Origin of the sequence: Hafnia alvei, from assembly GCF_034424155.1 — a bacterium.
Classification (GTDB): Bacteria; Pseudomonadota; Gammaproteobacteria; order Enterobacterales; family Enterobacteriaceae; genus Hafnia; species Hafnia alvei.
Genome location: NZ_CP139992.1, coordinates 1,576,627 through 1,594,123 on the forward strand (window position 1 = coordinate 1,576,627; position 17,497 = coordinate 1,594,123).

At 48.1% G+C, this 17,497-nt stretch carries 16 protein-coding genes; 7 read left to right on the plus strand and 9 right to left on the minus strand.

What is annotated here, in order from left to right; translation table 11 throughout:
* Window positions 1-7: 7 nt before the first annotated feature.
* Together U0008_RS07405 and U0008_RS07410 are read left to right on the plus strand one after the other, a co-directional pair.
* Window positions 8-805 carry an electron transfer flavoprotein subunit beta/FixA family protein gene (locus U0008_RS07405; protein ID WP_043492232.1) on the plus strand — a complete coding sequence of 266 codons (798 nt, stop codon included), beginning with the start codon at window positions 8-10 and terminating at the stop codon, window positions 803-805.
* Window positions 802-1,776, plus strand: a complete 975-nt coding sequence (locus U0008_RS07410) for an electron transfer flavoprotein subunit alpha/FixB family protein (RefSeq protein WP_051874102.1) — start codon at window positions 802-804, stop codon at window positions 1,774-1,776. The genes U0008_RS07405 and U0008_RS07410 overlap by 4 nt, the downstream gene beginning before the upstream one ends.
* Before the next feature lie 30 nt (window positions 1,777-1,806).
* On the opposite strand, the gene U0008_RS07415 is transcribed toward U0008_RS07410, so the two are convergent.
* Window positions 1,807-2,379 (minus strand): glycerol-3-phosphate responsive antiterminator, encoded by a 573-nt coding sequence (locus tag U0008_RS07415; protein WP_025800889.1) that lies wholly within the window; start codon window positions 2,377-2,379, stop codon window positions 1,807-1,809.
* A 367-nt stretch (window positions 2,380-2,746) separates the two neighbouring features.
* Window positions 2,747-4,051 (minus strand): FAD-dependent oxidoreductase, encoded by a 1,305-nt coding sequence (locus U0008_RS07420; protein ID WP_043492239.1) that lies wholly within the window; start codon window positions 4,049-4,051, stop codon window positions 2,747-2,749.
* A gap of 252 nt (window positions 4,052-4,303) precedes the next feature.
* On the opposite strand from U0008_RS07420, the gene U0008_RS07425 reads away from it, so the two are divergent.
* Together U0008_RS07425 and U0008_RS07430 are read left to right on the plus strand one after the other, a co-directional pair.
* Entirely contained in the window at window positions 4,304-5,512 is a 1,209-nt protein-coding gene (locus U0008_RS07425; protein WP_040045852.1) for a serine hydrolase, read from the plus strand.
* Window positions 5,513-5,912: 400 nt separating this feature from the next.
* On the plus strand, window positions 5,913-6,065 hold the full coding sequence (locus tag U0008_RS07430; RefSeq protein ID WP_025800893.1) for a Hok/Gef family protein: 153 nt from the start codon (window positions 5,913-5,915) through the stop codon (window positions 6,063-6,065).
* A gap of 104 nt (window positions 6,066-6,169) precedes the next feature.
* Here the strand turns inward: U0008_RS07430 and U0008_RS07435 are convergent, their stop codons facing one another.
* From U0008_RS07435 to U0008_RS07460, 6 genes are all read right to left on the minus strand, one after another.
* Window positions 6,170-7,537 (minus strand): L-serine ammonia-lyase, encoded by a 1,368-nt coding sequence (locus tag U0008_RS07435; RefSeq protein WP_025800894.1) that lies wholly within the window; start codon window positions 7,535-7,537, stop codon window positions 6,170-6,172.
* 170 nt (window positions 7,538-7,707) lie between these two features.
* Entirely contained in the window at window positions 7,708-8,997 is a 1,290-nt protein-coding gene (locus tag U0008_RS07440) for an HAAAP family serine/threonine permease (RefSeq protein WP_025800895.1), read from the minus strand.
* A gap of 921 nt (window positions 8,998-9,918) precedes the next feature.
* Window positions 9,919-10,683, minus strand: coding sequence for a DNA-binding transcriptional repressor DeoR (gene deoR, locus U0008_RS07445; RefSeq protein WP_040045855.1), 765 nt, complete (start codon window positions 10,681-10,683; stop codon window positions 9,919-9,921).
* Window positions 10,684-10,941: 258 nt separating this feature from the next.
* On the minus strand, window positions 10,942-11,550 hold the full coding sequence (ybjG, locus tag U0008_RS07450; RefSeq protein WP_043492243.1) for an undecaprenyl-diphosphate phosphatase: 609 nt from the start codon (window positions 11,548-11,550) through the stop codon (window positions 10,942-10,944).
* Between the two features lie 317 nt (window positions 11,551-11,867).
* Window positions 11,868-13,112 carry an MFS transporter gene (locus tag U0008_RS07455; RefSeq protein ID WP_043492484.1) on the minus strand — a complete coding sequence of 415 codons (1,245 nt, stop codon included), beginning with the start codon at window positions 13,110-13,112 and terminating at the stop codon, window positions 11,868-11,870.
* 453 nt (window positions 13,113-13,565) lie between these two features.
* Window positions 13,566-15,254: an aspartate:alanine antiporter gene (locus U0008_RS07460; RefSeq protein ID WP_043492486.1), complete on the minus strand. Its 1,689-nt coding sequence runs from the start codon at window positions 15,252-15,254 to the stop codon at window positions 13,566-13,568.
* Window positions 15,255-15,585: 331 nt separating this feature from the next.
* On the opposite strand from U0008_RS07460, the gene ybjM reads away from it, so the two are divergent.
* Complete coding sequence (ybjM, locus tag U0008_RS07465) at window positions 15,586-15,978, plus strand: inner membrane protein YbjM (RefSeq protein ID WP_025800909.1); 393 nt, start codon at window positions 15,586-15,588, stop codon at window positions 15,976-15,978.
* Window positions 15,979-16,051: 73 nt separating this feature from the next.
* Here ybjM and U0008_RS07470 read toward each other — a convergent pair whose 3' ends face one another.
* Window positions 16,052-16,315, minus strand: a complete 264-nt coding sequence (locus U0008_RS07470; protein WP_004095905.1) for a GrxA family glutaredoxin — start codon at window positions 16,313-16,315, stop codon at window positions 16,052-16,054.
* A 155-nt stretch (window positions 16,316-16,470) separates the two neighbouring features.
* Here U0008_RS07470 and U0008_RS07475 point away from each other — a divergent pair, with 155 nt between their 5' ends.
* A complete protein-coding gene (locus U0008_RS07475) occupies window positions 16,471-16,776 on the plus strand; it encodes a DUF1418 family protein (RefSeq protein WP_025800910.1) in 306 nt (101 codons plus the stop codon).
* The gene (gene nfsA / locus U0008_RS07480; RefSeq protein WP_025800911.1) at window positions 16,760-17,482 is read left to right on the plus strand and encodes an oxygen-insensitive NADPH nitroreductase; all 723 of its coding nucleotides are present in this window, start codon (window positions 16,760-16,762) and stop codon (window positions 17,480-17,482) included. Before U0008_RS07475 ends, nfsA begins: the two co-directional genes overlap by 17 nt.
* Window positions 17,483-17,497 lie beyond the last annotated feature (15 nt).

The following is a 17,497-nucleotide window of genomic DNA, read 5'->3' on the forward strand; positions in this document are numbered from 1 at the left end:
GATCCTCGTGAAAGCATTACTTGCGTTTAAGCCTCTGTCCGATCTCAGCATGCTTTCAGAGCATGACTGGATCGCAAATGAGCAGCTACGGCTGAATATCGACTACGTGCGCTCGGCGCTAAGCTGCTTTGATGAGACTGCGGCAGAACTGTTATTAAGAGCACAGACGGCAGATCAAAGTATTAGGCTAGAAGCCTTAGCTTTCAATGACAACATGGCTGAATCTCACCTTAAATTACTGTTGGCTCTAGGTTTTGAGCGGGCGTCACGTCTGACGTCTCCAGTCTGTGAGTGCGCTTTTAACCCATTAGCCAATGCGACAATATTGGCTAATTATCTGCGAGGTGGACAACATTCTCTGGTTGTTCTTGGCATGCAGTTTGGTGACGCCGACGATGGGCAAACGGCAGCCATGCTGGCCGAAATGTTGGGATGGCCATATTTGAGTCAGGTCAGCGACTTCACATTATCACCAACGCCCCATACGATTCGCGTCAGTCGAATGGCGGAGACTGAGGTTCAACATTTCACTATCGCGTTGCCCGCCGTTTTGGCGGTGGGTAACTCAACTCAGGCAGCCGCGCTTCGAATACCTACGCTAAAACAAAAGTTGGCGGCCAGCAGAGCGAGCATTGAGGTGGTAACACATGAACTTTGCGATATAGAGCAGATAAACTCGCCGGTTTTAAAAAAGTTATCGCCCATTAGGAAACAGAGAAAAACGCAGTGGCTTGAAGGGAGAACGCCCCAAGACAAAGCGCTCGAACTCTATGATGTGTATCTGCGGAGGAGAATGAATCTGTGAAAATTGCGTTGCTGTTTGATGCCCGTTCGCCAGCATTTTTGCGCCATGCCAATGAGATGTGGCGGTTTTTACAAGATAGCCAAATAGAGAACGCCACTTTCACCTTTTGGCTTTTTTATCATCAAGATAAGCCGAGTGAACTTCCATTACTCCATTTGCTACCCGCTGAAATTATGTGGTTTGCAGTGCCAGAACCGATACAGGCCGAAGCCTGCTTAGCCAGCCTTGAAGCGGCCTTCGCCGAGCAAAAGCCTGAAGTCATACTGTGCAGCAGTGGGCCATGGGGAAACGAAATGGCTGCTCGGCTAGGGATGCGGCTACATGGGAGTGCAATAACTTCGGCACGATCCGTTTTGCTGTCTTCATCAAGCTGCACAGCCTATAAAGCCGTTTATGAACAACATCTACTGGCAGAGTTTTCGCTGTCTTTACCGCCGTACTGTATATCGGTAGCGCCAAGTGGTGGAGGGAATATCGCGGTTGCATCCGCTGCTCGGATCTCACAAATAGACATTTCAGCTCCCGTTCCTCCATGTGAATGGCTGCTTTCGGTGGACGTCGAACAGAGTGCGAATATTTCTCCGCTCAGTGAGGCTCGCCGTGTATTAGCCGTGGGGCAGGGCGTTGGAAGCCGTGCCGGATTTCAGAGAATGCAAGATATTGCGCAACAGTTGGGCGCACAGCTTGGTGCAAGCCGTCCTGTTGTGATGAATGCGTGGGGGGAAATGTCGAGATTGGTGGGTATCTCCGGCGCGATTGTGGCGCCTGACATTTGTATTGCGGCAGGTGTATCTGGAGCCGCGGCGTTTTCAGCAGGCATCAGCCATAGCCAATTTATTGTGGCGATAAACAGCGATCCCCAAGCGGCTATATTTGCTCACGCTGACGTCGCCATTGTCGATGATATGGATCAGGTGCTGGAAGCATTGGCTGCTTGCGTGCAGCAGACCTCTTTGCCGCAGAACAACTGAATACGTCCTGCGGTGAGGGATATTGCTTCATCAATGGTCGAATGAGAGTTGCCACACGCCGGTGTTGGTGGTGGAAATGGCGGTGGCACCGGCATCAAGCGCATTATTGGCGTCTTCCGCGTCGCAGACGAGACCACCGGCAATAATCGGCAGATCGATCTTCTCTGTTACCCACTTCAGAACTTTTGGCATGCAGCCGGGGAGAATTTCAATACAGTCTGGATTCGACTGGGCAACTTGTTTATCAATACTGTGAAATGAAATTGAGTCGAGCAAAAAGAGTCGATGTATGCCGTAAAATCCTTGGGCCCGAGCGGCCTTAATCATCGATGCTTTGGTGCTAATAATGCCGTCGGCGGCGGTGACGATTTTAAGGAAGTTAATCACGATTTCTTTATTCGAAGTGCCATCGAGCAGATCAACATGAATAAACGCGTATTTATCTGCATTTTTAATGCGCTGAACAATGGCTCCGATGTTGCAAATATTGCCGTATAGCACTGAAATAATTTTGCAGTCTGACTGCAATGCGATATTTAAACTTTCGGTATCTTTCACGGCCGCGATCACGGGGTGATGACGAAGAAGTGGCAGAATTGACACAGGTGCTCTCCAGCATGATGTTAATTAGCGATTCTGAACATAACATATCACTCCGCTGCATAACGTATGCGGAGATATCTCACAGCACGCCATTATCCATATCTGAATAAAATCCCAGCGCCTGCGGGAGGATATTCCCAATGCGCAAAAACCGCGCTGTCGCATAATATGCGGCAGGTGCCACATTCCAAACAACCAAGGTGATCGAATTTCAGATTGCCCTGAGCGTCTAATTGATAAAGCCCAGCAGGGCAGCCGTGAATCAATATTTGAGCCGTTTGCGGATCGATATCCTTAGATAAAATGATATGTGCTGGGCTATCAGGGGACGATTGAAAGCAATTTTTGGCGAGCTTGTCGTGAACATTCATAAGCTTTTTCCCCCTCGAACAAGGTCCTTGAGCAATTTAGTTATTCCACTGCGTTTCGCATATTTCCACAGCAACGATCTCAGCGGCGGAGGCGGTGTTTCATTGAGGGTAAAAAGATCGTGCATGAAATTAGCCGCTAGCTGCGGGTAGTGATCGAACAAGCGTGGCATTTTGAGCTGCATTTCTGGTATATGGCGATAGCGATGCATCAGCGATAATAGCGAAGTTTCTTTCAGGGCGGCGTGATATCCGCTTAGCGATGAGGAGCTAAAATCCTGTTTTTGCCAGGCGGAGATTATTGTTTGGGCTGCGGCCTGAGCGGAGAGAACGGCCAGATCCATGCCACGTACCGTGTAGCCGGTATTCACGCAGTAACCAGCGGCATCGCCGATCAATAAATATCCTGCTCCATAGACTGAGCGCGGGCTGTGGGTAATATCTTCGGGAATGAGATGAGCGCTATATTCGAGCCGTTCGCTATTTTTGATTATCGGCGCGATGACCGGATGCTGGCGAAAATCATCCATAATCTGTGGCAGGCTCTGTTTTGTGTCGTTCAGCGAAGAGAGGTTGCAGACCACACCCAGTGATAGCGAGTTGCGGTTGGTATAGATGAATCCGCCACCGACTATCCCGTGGGTGCAAGCGCCCGCAAACATCCATGCGCAGCCTTGCTGAGGAAGCAGCGTAAAGCGATCTTCTAAGGTTTGTTCTGGCAAGGCGAGAATTTCTTTTACACCAACCGCCATCGTATGAGGGGACGGTTTTGCAACGAGCTGATGCTTCTCTGCTAGCAACGTGTTTGCGCCCTCAGCAACCACGACCCAATGCGCATAGAGCGCTTCCTCGCCCATTTTTACGCCGCAAATGCAGCCTGAGCGATCGTCAATAAGAGCGTCGACATTTACGCCAAGCAAGCATTGGGTTCCTGCGGCCTCAGCCTGTGCCAATAACCAAGGATCAAAACGTGAGCGCAGCACGGAATAAGAGGCTGTGTGTGGTGCTTGAGGTGGGTGGTGATAGTCTAGCGTGACAGCGCTTTCATCGCTGAGTAATGATATTCGCTCTTGCGTTATCAGGCGTTCCAGCGGGGCGCTGGTGGCAAAATCGGGAATTAAACGGCTAAGACTATAGCTATACAGTCGCCCGCCGGACATGTTTTTCTCTCCGGCCTGCAATGAACGCTCTAAGAGAAGAACGTTCATTCCGGCTCTGGCAAGCAGCAGTGCGCAGCTACTTCCCGCGATCCCTGCACCGATGATGATGACATCAAATTTTTCATCTAAAGGCTCATTACTCATTGATGCCTATCCTCCTTCAATGGAAGGAAACAGCATAGCACTCTGCATTGCTGCAAACTTGACCTAGCACAGCACAATGATTAAGCAAAAAATTGATTAGCGAGTTTGTGAGGTTGGATTATATTTAAAGGGTTAATAATCTAGGGTTTATTCTTTAAGTTAAAGCCGTTATGGTTCCAAGCAGGGGATAAACACCCTTTGCGAAGGTAAAGAGTAATTTTTATTTATCTGAATGGATACGCTGGCATCATCATGAAGAAAATCGCACTCACTACGTTAATCAAAAAAATCACTCTCGGGGCAGGCCTGACGTTAATGGCAATCCCGATGACCTATGCGGATGAGGCTGCTCCGGCGGCCCCACAAATCAATGCCAAAGCCTATGTGCTGATGGATTACGACAGCGGGAAAATCCTCACTGAGGCCAACGCCGATGAGCGCTTGGATCCCGCTAGCCTGACGAAGATCATGGCGAGCTATGTGATCGGCCAGTCTATTAAGGCCGGTAAAATCACACCTAACGACATGGTTGTGGTGGGTAAAGATGCTTGGGCGACGGGCAACCCGGTTTTACGCGGATCGTCGCTGATGTTCCTAAAACCCGGTGACCGGGTGCCTGTTTCTGAGCTGAATAAAGGCGTGGTTATTCAATCGGGTAACGATGCCAGTATTGCGCTGGCCGACTATGTTGCCGGTAGTCAGGACGCGTTCGTTAGCCTGATGAATAAATACGTTGAAGCTTGGGGACTGAAAAACACCTCATTCAAAACGGTTCACGGGTTAGATTCTGAAGGGCAATACAGCTCGGCGCGCGATATGGCGCTGATCAGCCAACGTTTGATTGCTGATGTGCCCGATGAGTACGCGCTGCACAAAGAAAAAGAGTTCACCTTTAATAAGATCCGTCAGATTAACCGCAACCGTCTGCTATGGGATAGCAGCCTGAACGTGGATGGCATTAAAACCGGGTTTACCTCAGGTGCAGGTCATAACTTAGTCTCGTCGGCGACCGATGGCCCAATGCGTTTGATCTCGGTTGTGCTTGGTGCACCAACGGATCGAATTCGTTTTGAAGAGAGTAAAAAACTGCTGACGTGGGGCTTCCGTTTTTATGAAACCGTCACGCCAATTAAAGTAGGACAGGCATTTACTACTGAAAAAGTGTGGTTTGGTGATAAGAGTGAAGTGGAATTGGGCGTTGACAAAAACGCCGGTGTCACTATTCCGCGCGGGCAGCTGAAAAACCTGAAGGCCAGCTTCACCCTGAATCAACCTCAGTTGGAAGCGCCGTTAGCTAAAGGGCAAGTGGTGGGGACGATTGATTTCCAATTAAACGGCAAAACCATTGAGCAGCGTCCGCTGGTGGTGCTTAACGAAGTGAAAGAAGCCGGCTTCTTTGGCCGTATCATCGACTTTGTGATGATGAAAATTCATCAGCTGTTCGGTTCGTGGTTTGGCTAATTCATCCAGATATCAGCGTGCAACATGCACGCTGATTCATGCTTTATGCAATTCTCTTCGCAAGTCTTCATCGCAGTATGAAATACCGCTTTTCTCACCGAAAAATCACCGTTAGCCTGGCTGCGGGTGCTTAGGGCTGTCTGCTTTATACCCTTCATATTTCAAGCGGCATTTTTGTTGGCCGCTTTCGTTCACCCGAATCACTTACTTGAGTAAGCTCATCGGGATTCACTCACTTGCCGCCTCAATGCCGCTCGAACTATTTTGGGTATATGCATTAGTTGAAAGCAGAGAGAAAAAAGCCCCACCCGACTATAAATCGAAGTGAGGCTCAATCTTATGCAAGACAACATGAGGTTAGTCTCTTACCCGCCGCAAGGCAAGGAAAAGGAGGCCGGAGATGCCGCAAAAAACGGTGATTTATTGTGTATTGATCGTCTGTCTAACGCTGCTGGCGTTTATCAGAATCACTCACGGATATCTTTGTGAGATACATATAAAAAACGGTGATAAAGAAGTGGCGGCTGTTTTGGCCTACGCATCCAAACGGTAAGCTGACTCAACGGCGGGGAGGTTACTCCCCGCTTGTTGGGCCACGCGGGATCAATCTTGTGGCGTTAGTATCAGCCACTAAGCACCCATTTATATCATGCAGAATTAACCGCAGGTCAGAACCTTGAGTGCCAAGCCACCGCGTGAGGTTTCACGGTATTTGGCATTCATATCTTTACCTGTTTCGTACATGGTTTCGATCACTTTATCTAGGCAAACGCGTGGGTCGCTGGTACGGCGCATTGCCATACGAGAAGCGTTGACCGCTTTCACGGCGGCGATAGCGTTACGTTCGATACAAGGCACTTGAACCTGCCCAGCAACTGGATCACAGGTTAAACCAAGGTTGTGTTCCATGGCGATTTCAGCGGCCATACAAACCTGCGCAGGGCTTCCGCCCATCAGCTCAGTCAGACCCGCCGCCGCCATTGAACAGGCAACCCCGACTTCGCCTTGGCACCCAACTTCAGCACCGGAGATCGACGCATTCATTTTGTACAGTGCGCCAATAACGCCAGAGGCTAAGAAGTAACGGGAGTACGAGTTGGTATTAACTTCACGAATGAACTTATCGTAGTAGGCCAATACCGCAGGGATAATCCCGCACGCGCCGTTGGTTGGTGCTGTAACCACTCGGCCACCCGCCGCATTCTCTTCGTTAACGGCAAAGGCGTACATGTTGATCCAATCAACAACGGCCATTGGGTCAACGCTCATTTTATCGTGAGTCACCAGCATGCGACGCAGCGCAGATGCACGGCGTGGAACGCGTAATGGCCCTGGCAATATGCCTTCGGTATTCATGCCGCGCTCGATGCCGCTACGCATAACATCCCAAACGCGAGTGAAGTGGGCTTCGATCTCTTCTTTGCTGTGCAAAGCGAGTTCGTTTTGCATCACCAGACCAGATAGAGACAGCCCAGATGTTTTGCAATGTTCCTGCAAATCAGCGGCGCTCTTAAATGGATAAGGAACCTGCACTTCGTTTTCAGACTGCTTACCAAAGTTTTCTTCGTCAACGATGAAGCCGCCGCCGATAGAGTAATAGGTTTTACTATGAACCACGGTGTCGCCAGCCAGCGCAGTAATGCGCATGCCGTTCTCGTGCAGCGACAGGTTGTCTTGATGGAAATTCATGCTGGTTTCCAGCGGAAAATCCACTTCGTGCTGGCCTTTGGCCAACAACAGGCGTCCACGTTGTTCTACGTCTTTGATAAAAGCGGGGATCATATCGATATCAACGCTGTCAGGCATGTTGCCCGCCAAGCCCATGATGATAGCGAGATCGGTGTGGTGGCCTTTACCGGTGAGTGAAAGTGAACCGTAAACGTCAACAACTACGCGGGTGACATCGTTCAGGATGCCTTTTTCAATTAAATCGTCAGAGAATTCTTTACCGGCTTTCATTGGGCCCACGGTGTGGGAGCTGGATGGGCCAATGCCAATTTTATAAATATCAAATACGCTAATCATGTCGCCTCCGTACGTTAAACAGGGCTATATCCTTCGTACTTGAAGCTGCTACCGTGCTGCAATTCCAATTACTGTGGATATAAAGAATGGTGCTGCCAGAGAAGGGGAGTGATGCGGCCAGCGCAAGAGAAGAAGTGCGCTGGCCGGTAGAACATTAACTCTTACAGCGATTAACCGAACAGGGTGTACAGGATTGCAGAGATTGCAATCAGACCCATGATGACCACGAATACGTTGCTGATGTGGCCGCTGTATTTACGCATCGCTGGAACTTTATGGATGGCGTACATTGGCATCAGGAACAGGATCATCGCGATAACTGGGCCACCCAGGGTTTCGATCATACCCAGAATGCTTGGGTTCAGTGTTGCAACAGCCCAAGTAGTCAGCAGCATGAACAGCGCAGTGATTTTGTTCAGTTTGCTGGTTTCAATGGTTTTGCCTTTGCCACGCAGAGACTTGATAACCATACCGTTGAAGCCTTCACGAGCACCCAGATAGTGGCCCAGGAAGGATTTAGTGATCGCGATGAAGGCAATAACTGGCGCCATGTATGCGATAACTGGAGTATTAAAGTGGTTAGCTAAGTAAGACAGAATGGAGATGTTCTGTGCTTTAGCTTCAGCCAGATCCGCTGGAGACAGGCTCAGTACGCAGCTGAACACGAAGAACATAACGGTCAGAACCATCATGATGTGTGCGTAAGCTAGGATCTTAGAGCACTTCTTCTCAGCGTCTACACCGTACTCTTCACGTTTTGCCACAGCGAACGCAGAGATGATTGGTGAGTGGTTGAAAGAGAACACCATAACTGGAATTACCAGCCACAGGGTCATCCACAGGCCGCTGCCGTTCATTGACTGAGTCATTGCCGCAGTTTCGAAGATAGCACCGTTCCAGTTAGGGATCAGGTACAGAGCCAGCATCATCAGGACCGCAACAAACGGGAATACCAAGATGCTCATTGCTTTAACGATGAACTGCTCACCCAAACGAACGATAGTCATCAGACCCAGAATCAGGATCAGAGACAGAATGGCACGTGGAGGTGAAGACATACCCAACTGGTGAGTAATGAAGCTATCAACGGTGTTGGTGATTGCAACGCTATATACCAACAAGATTGGGTAAATAGCGAAGAAGTACAGCAGGGTAATCAGTTTACCTGCACCCACGCCAAAGTGTTCTTCTACAACTTCAGTGATGTCTTCGCCTGGATTTTTACCAGACAGCACGAAACGGGTCAGGCCGCGGTGCGCAAAGAAAGTCATAGGGAAAGCGATGATTGCCATGATGATCAGTGGAATTAAACCACCGACGCCGGCGTTGATTGGCAGGAACAGTACGCCTGCACCAATCGCTGTGCCGTACAGGCCCAGCATCCACATGGTATCTGACTTGCGCCAGGCCGTTGCGGAACCAGAAGTAGAAGTAATAGTACTAGTCTGAGTAGTGTCCATAGGGTCTCCGAAGTGAACACGTTTAAAACAGTTTCTTATCAAAACAATTCTTTGTTCAGTCGTGATGTTCAACGAAAGAACTTTATTCAATTCAACGTACTGCGTGTGTTGCTAATTACCTGGTTATAAAAATGGATTCATTCCATTAAATAAAGCGGCTGCACTATACAACAGTGTATAAAAACAACTGTGTATAAAAGGAACGCATAAAGCTTACTTTTTCATGGAGCTTGCTTTGTCCTGCTCTGCCAAAATAAAAAAAGCGAACAAATAATAGTCCGTTCATAAAATGCTCTTTTTAATTGTTGGTGAGTTGCAGCTGTTTTCGGCGGGAAAGATATATTTTTACAGTTAAAACGTCCGTGATCCGGCTCTCAATTGCGATATTCACTCGATTTTATCGCGTTTTTTCTGATTTTTAGGCTAAAATAAACACACAAAATTAACAAGGAAATTCATGCTAATTAACAGCGATAGGAAAAATAGTAAAAATTCGTTTCTTATATGAAATAAAAAACACGATTTAACTGAATTCCCAAAAACAAAGATTCTTATCACTTTGGTTATAGTCAACATGTGTATTATAAGTGAGGATATTTTAACTCACTGTTTTACATGAGTTTATTTTCGTAATTTTATTGTTTTTTGTATGACGAAAATATATGCATTTTAAATGAGAAATTAGATTAAAACTGATTATTCCTTGAGCGTAACTAATAAGCAATATTCACCTCAGTGAATGAAATTGGCTATTAAGTATGATTAATTAACTCGTTGGCGAGAAAGGAAATGATGAATAGAGGGGAAAAGATTGGTAAATAATGAAACGAATATAGCGGTGAAATGACTACAGTCTCAATTATATTGAAACTGTAGTTTATAAATAGGATTATCAAAGTGATAATGATTATTAAATAGTAGTTAGCACAAAAGTTGTACGTTCTTTAGGATCAAAAACTGGCAAATTTCCGTTCTCGGCGCCTGATCGGTGATCAGCGTGGAAAACTCGGAAAGTGGTGCAATCCAAGCTGGTTTGATTTCACCAAATTTGCTGGCATCGGCGATCAGCACCGAACGGCGCGCCCGCTGAATTGCTTTTTGCTTAAGTGCAATCTCATCGAGATTGAAGCAGGTTGCGCCCTGTTTCTGGGTGATACCTGCGGCGGAAATAAAGGCCAGCGTTGGGCAAAGGTTATCCAACTCGCTGCAAATCCCGTTAGGAACAAAAATGGCGCTGTCTGGATTAAATGAGCCGCCGCATAAGATCACACGGCAGTTTGGCTTGGTGCGCAATGCCATAAATGTGTTTAATGAGTAGCAGACGCCGGTGAAGCTCAGTGATTCATCAAGAGCATCAATGATGAAAGGAACCGTGGTACCGCAGTCAAAAAAGACGACGTCATCTTCTTGCACTAGCTGCGCAGCAAGTGTGCCGATGTGGCGCTTTTCTTTGACACGTTTTTCCTGCTGATCGGTCACGAAGTAGCGAGCGCTTTGATGGATTTTTGGGTCTAGCACCACATAACCCCCGAGTAAGACCACGTCGCTACTTTGTGAGGCTAAATCGCGGCGCACCGTCATTTCTGAGACATTAAGTAACTCGGCGGCATCTTTGAGATGTAGTTTATCTGTTCGTTTGAGCGCCTGTGACAAGCGGTTAATACGATCGTAACGCCGGGTTTCCATAGTTTCTCTCAGTAAAGTGACCGGTACTTAAGCCGGGCAAGAATAATCGGGATGCCTTTTCCCATGAGATTCCGGATAAGGAACAACGTTCCAACGTGATGTTGGATGAGATAAATGCGACTACTTTCAACGAATTCAATCGTTCGCGAGGCCTTTCATCTTACCTCTGCGCCTGCCGAGGCGCAAATTCGTGATTGAGTGAATGTAGTCTAGTAGATACAAAAAAGCCCGCAAAACGGGCTTATCATCTCATTGCGCTTATTGTCTCACCCAGCCTCGTCGAATCGGCAGAGCAAAGCTGAAGGAGTAAATCTGATGCAAGCGGCTGACGATGCTTTGGCCGATCATGCCCCAAAGCAGCTGTGTCACGGCGCAACTCATGAGTCCTACGAGCAGCCCGCCAACCATATCTAGCGGCCAATGCACGCCAAGATAGACGCGAGACCAAGCGATACACACGCCTAATGCCAACAAGATTACACCGAATAGCAGATGGCGATACCAGAACAAAAATGCCAGAGCAAAGGTAAAGATGCCAGTACCATGATCGCTCGGGAATGAGTTGTCGGGGGCGTGCGGGATAAATTGATAGCCGATACCGTCAACAAACGGCCGAGCATGAGGAAATATCATGCCAATGACGCGCGAGGCGAGTAGGGCAAAAATCAGGGCAAAGGTGGCTTTGGTAGCAAGAGTGCGGTTCTCGTCCATTGCCTTACGTGGCCCCCATAGCCAGAAACTCACGATCAGTATTGGCACAATGGCGATCAGATCGTTGGCAAAAAACTTGGCTAACGCAATCAGCCAAGCCGGAGAATTTGGTGTAGCGTTCACAAGCATAAAGAACGCTTGGTTAAACTGTTCCATATAACGTCTTACTCTTCTAACAAACCCAAAATAGGCATCTCAATGAAATAGCAGCTATTTTATCGAATGATGCCCTAACAAAGCCGAGCAGTAAGGCCACATTGACCCACATAAGTGACGGCAAAAGAGCGCGTACAATAAAAGTCGGCATCGCGGGAGTAAAGGCCATTAATCTGAAAATTAGCAAAAAGTGTGATATTCAGAATTTGAAGCAAAAAATGGTGCCTCATCCCATATCGTTACCTTAACAATCACAGCTTAAGGGAACATTAAGGGGCGATGCACCATTCGGTTTATGAACGATTGTTTGTGAATGATTAGTAAGCTCTTGCTGGTGTGGTTGGGAACATCAACCCGATGACCATGGCGCTAAGCGCAGGGAATAACGCCATCACAAACCAAGGTAGACCGGCGAGTGTTAGGCTGTGGCGAGTGGCTTCCATCAGCTCCCCGATGATGGGACTTCCCACTAAAACCGCAAAACCACCGCTCAAAGCCAACGCCTGATAATATGGCGTCGTATCATTGCCATTTGCAAAGTAGCTCACGAGGTGCTTGGTCGTGGGCACAATCAGGATCTGTCCACAGTTGATGAGGAATACAAACATCAACAGCGGCAAATAGCCATGCCACCCAGTGGTCTGATGGCGTATTGCGACAAATGCCATATAGATGAAGGCGAGCGATAGGGTTGAAAATCCCATCACCAATAACTGACTTTCTTTTCTGTTCGTAAAGCTACGTAGACCTTTCTGGATCAGCATTGAAATCAACACGGAAAACGCAAACAGCAGGCCAATGTATTCGCTCTCCCCACCCAAATGACGCAACGTCAGGGGAAGGGCTAAAAATAGCTGGCTGTAGCTGAGCAAATAGCTGCTATAGGCTAATACAAACACCAAGAAGCGGCGATTTTGCAACACGTTTTGCCACGTGCCTTTTTGCTTCGGCAACGCAGGGTAATAGAAACTAGCGGGGAGTTTTTGCGCTAACCAAATCATGGCGGCGACAAACACCAAAGCGCCAGCCCATGCAAGAGCATGAAAACCAAGGCTGACTAACCAAAATCCCAGTAATGGCCCTACGAGCGCGCCTATTTCGCCTGCGATAGCCACTGAATTCCCAAGTTCTAATATCTTGCCTGATTTCAGCTTATGATCGCCTTCGCCCGCTTCGTTCATCAGCAGGCTTTTGGCTGGCGCAAATAACGCACCGCCAACTCCTGTGAGTAGTACCCCTGCGATGAGCAGGTTGGGCTGATTAGCAAATGCTAAACACAAAAAACCACTCGCCTGCGTTAAGCATCCGAGCAGCAAAAGATTTTTCCCACCGATAGAGTGAGCGAGCTGTTCGCTCTTCATATACATCATCTGTTGGGCAAAAAAGCGCAGCCCAACGACAAACCCGATGACCTCCCCAGACAAGCGCAGCGAGTCATGCATAAACAGCACAAGGAAAGGAATAACGAGATAAAATGCACTGCTAAAGAGCGACTGACTCGCGATCAAGTCGCGCGAGTTTGCATACAGAGGGATTGGGATAATTTTATTTTTAATCTTCATAACATTACCAATAATGAGTGAAAGTCCATTAGGTACCATCTTGATAGAAGATGGCCTCAACCCGACTCATCATGAGAACGGCTTTAAAATCACTGCGGGTTCAAATCTGCCTTGATGCATAAAAGCAACGAATGCGGCGATGTGAATAACACAATACGCCTAGGGTATAGCGAGTTGCTTAAGCGAACATTAAGGATGAGAGATGTTATTGAATGAAATTATGAACAATGGCTAGGTATGGTTTAACTATTTGATTTTATGATGGTGTTTATTACAGGCAATAAAAAACCCGGTAGTCTTGAACCTAAGAAGGCGGGACTATCGGGCTCCTCAATATGGGGAACATCAAAGAAAAGCAGTGGCACTAATTAAGACTTTGTCGCGGATAGAAAGTTTCAGGCAAAGTGAAAAAAATCACAGTTTTTTTCTTTTTACCTGAATTCTAAGACTTTATTATCCGCCGATGCCGGGCCATATGATGACGATCAGTGTCCCCGCTAGTGTGAGCAGAACGTTGGCTATCGCGTAAGTGCCCGCATAGCCCAGTGCAGGGATGTTGCTGCGTGAGGCATCGCTAATGATTTCCATCGCGGGAGCACAGGTTCTGGCGCCCATAATGGCACCAAACAGCAGGGCGCGGTTCATGCGCAGCACGTAGGCACCAAACAGGAAACAGATCACAACGGGCAGCAAGCTAACCACCAAACCGGAGAGCAGCATTTGCCCACCGATTTGGCCCAGGCCGTGGTTCATGCCTGCGCCTGCGCTTAGGCCAACGCCCGCCATAAACACCATCAAGCCAAACTCTTTCACCATGTTCAGCGCCCCTTGTGGGATATAGCCGAAAGTAGGGTGGTTGGCACGCAGGAAACCCAGCATGATGCCGGAGAACAGCAATCCAGCGGCGTTACCGATGCCAAAGGAGAAGTTGCTGAACTTGAAGGTAATCAAACCAATCATCAAGCCGATGATAAAGAAGGCGCAGAAGGCTAAAAGATCGGTGACCTGACTATGGATGGAAATAAACCCGATGCGTTCTGCCACGCTTTTGACGCGGCGTGCATCACCGCTGACCTGCAGTACATCGCCTTTGTTGAGCACGATGTTGTCATCGATAGGCATTTCAATCTGACTGCGTATCACGCGGTTCAGGAAACAGCCGTGGTCAGTCAGTTTGATTTGGCTGAGGCGCTTACCTACTGCATTGTTGTTTTTGACCACAATTTCTTCGGTCACGATGCGCATATCCAGCAAATCGCGGTCGAAAACTTCTTTCCCATTACGGAAACTTGGGTCTAAACGGGCATGGGCATCAGGATAGCCGACCAGCGAAATCTCATCACCGACCTGTAAAACAGCGTCGCCGTCTGGCGTGGCTAAGATACCGTTGCGGCGGATACGTTCGATGTAACAGCCGGTTTGGCGATAGATGCCCAGTTCGCGCAGGTTTTTGCCGTCAGCCCAAGAAACCAGCTCAGGCCCAACGCGGTAAGCACGAATCACCGGCAGGAAAACTTTGCGCTGTACTTCATTATCTAAACCGCGTTCACGCGCGATCTGCTGCGCCGAGGTTGGCAGGTCTTGGTGCTGAAGCTTCGGTAAATAGCGTGCGCCAAAAATCAGGCTGACTAAACCGATGAGATAAGTCAGGGCATAGCCGAGGCTTAGGTTGTCTTGCAGATGAGGAAGGTTAGGATTGTTAGCCAAAGTTTGACGCAGCGTATCGCCCGCACCCACCAGCACCGGCGTAGAGGTCATTGAACCTGCCAACATCCCAGCGGTTAAGCCGATATCCCAATGGAAAAGTTTGCCAAAGCCCAGCGCCATCACTAGCGCACTGCCAACCATCACGAGGGCCAGCATGAGATAGTTTTTTCCATCGCGGAAAAAGATAGAGAAGAAATTGGGGCCAGCTTCCACGCCCACACAGAATATAAACAGCATAAAGCCGAGATTCAGTGCTTCCGTGTTGATGGCAAAATGTTGTTGTCCGAGGAGAAGAGAAACAACTAAAACGCCAATGGAGTTACCGAGCTGAACGGAACCCAAGCGTAATTTACCGAGGCATAACCCCAGCGCCAAGACAACGAACAACAGCAGGATGTAATTTCCTGTTAACAAACTTGCGACATCAATGTTCACGGCGAATAACTTATCGTTAACTAGCTTGCGCTTGATATGATTGACTATTGGAGATACATTCAACCATACAAAATAATAAATTTCATCTTTAACTCGGTTATCCCCAGTAATAGATGAAACCCCAATACGAACGGTGTATTGGCAGCTATTTTAGACGCGACTTGTGTGTTCGGCCAACAAAAAGCCGAAACATGTGGGAATGCGTCTTTTGCACGTTATCACGCTAGGGAATGCGTGGGCTCACAGAGCTATCTGCTTCGCCAAGGGCGGTGAAAAGGGTAGGTCACTGTGGGTGTATTGAATATCGCTTCTAAGGAAAGAGGGATTTTTGATGACAATGTATCGGCGTTGGTTGGGCGCGATGGTTGCTTTTGTCTTAGTTAGTTTGCTCTTCATGGTATTAAAACCGTGGGAGCACGCAGACGGCCCCAACATTGTGATGAAAGGTGAAATCAGCCTGCTGTGGTTTGTTATTCCCGGATTTATTGCGAGCTATGCTTCTGTGAACGGCCGCATTTTTTATCCTTTTCTTGGCACCCTTTGTGCCGTGCTGGTTTCAACATTGATTCACTTGTTTTATGGAACAGAGTTACGTAACGGATTACAGATGTTTGCGTATGGAACCAGTGCGCTTTTCTGGTCGACTTCAGGGGCGTTTCTTTTTTGGTTTGTCGCGCTCACCTGGCAGAAAAAGCGTTCGATTGGCGTTGAGCGCTATCGCTAGAAAGACACCACATTCTGATAGATAAAATAAAAGGGCATCCAAATGGATGCCCTTTTTTCGAAGCAGAAAACGATTACTGGAACAGAGCCAGATTTTCTTTAGCGTAGGCTTCAAAATCAGTGCAGCCGCCAATATGTTTCTGATCGATGAAGATCTGTGGAACGGTTTCAACAGGTTTACCGACGGTCTTTTCCAGATCAGCCTTAGTGATACCCTCTGCGTGGATATCAATATAACGGAAGTTGAAATCATCGCGTTCTTCGGTCAGTTTTTCAGCCAACTCTTTAGCACGGACACAATACGGGCAGCCCGGACGCCCAAAAATTACTGCAAACATGAGAACTCCTTGATTGATTTGAGCTTATTCACTAAATCTTGATAATGTTTAGCGCCGACTCACTTTAACTGCGTTTACTATGCCTGCTACGGCAGTTAAAAAAAAGTAGGATTTGCCTGTTACTTTGATAAATTTTGCCTATTTAGGGAGTCCGCATGAAGGCTTTAGGGGATTTGCCTAAACCTGTTTTAATCTGTGAAGCGCTGGGAATGGTGCTGCTGGTGGTAGCCTATCTCAGTATTCACGATTATATTCATCTACCCGATCTGCTCGCGACACCGCTCGCGGCGGTCATCATGATTTTTGCCGGTGTTGCGCTGATGATACCGGCTGCCGTGGCGCTGATTTGGAGCTTGACGCATAGCAAAACACCGCTGTTTAGCTTAACGCCAAAGTCAGATGCGTCGGCGGCAAAACCTGAAACAAAATCTGAGGAGCATAAAAATGACGCCAACCATTGATCTTCTGTGTTCGCATCGATCTGTCCGTGCGTTTACGCCACAGCCTATCGGTGACGCAGAGCGGGAGGCAATTTTTGCTGCGGCACGTGCCACGTCTAGCTCAAGCTTCTTGCAGTGCAGCTCGATTATTCGTATTACCGATCCTTCACTGCGTGAGCAACTGGTTGAGCTAACCGGAGGCCAACAGCATGTGGCGGATGCCGCTGAATTCTGGGTTTTCTGCGCGGATTTCAATCGCCATAAAGAAATCTTTCCTCAAGCGGAATTAGGTTTGGCTGAGCAACTGCTGTTAGGCACGGTTGATACGTCGCTGATGGCGCAAAACGCCTTTACTGCGGCTGAATCCTTAGGGCTGGGCGGCGTTTATATTGGTGGTCTGCGTAATAATATTGAGGAAGTTACCCAGTTATTAAAGCTGCCGCAAAACGTGCTGCCGCTGATGGGATTGTGTCTTGGCTATCCGGCGACTAATCCCGCGCAAAAGCCGCGTCTACCGGAGGCGATGGTGGTGCATGAAAACTACTATCAACCACTCGATCGTGAACTTCTGGCGCAGTACGACGCCCATATTTGCGCTTATTATCAAAGCCGTGGAAGTAACACGCGTAGCGATACTTGGAGCGAGCAGATTAAGCGCACGCTGGCGAAAGAGAGCCGTCCGTTTATGCTGGAATATCTGCATAAACAAGGTTGGATCCTGAGATAGTATAAGAGGTTGGCC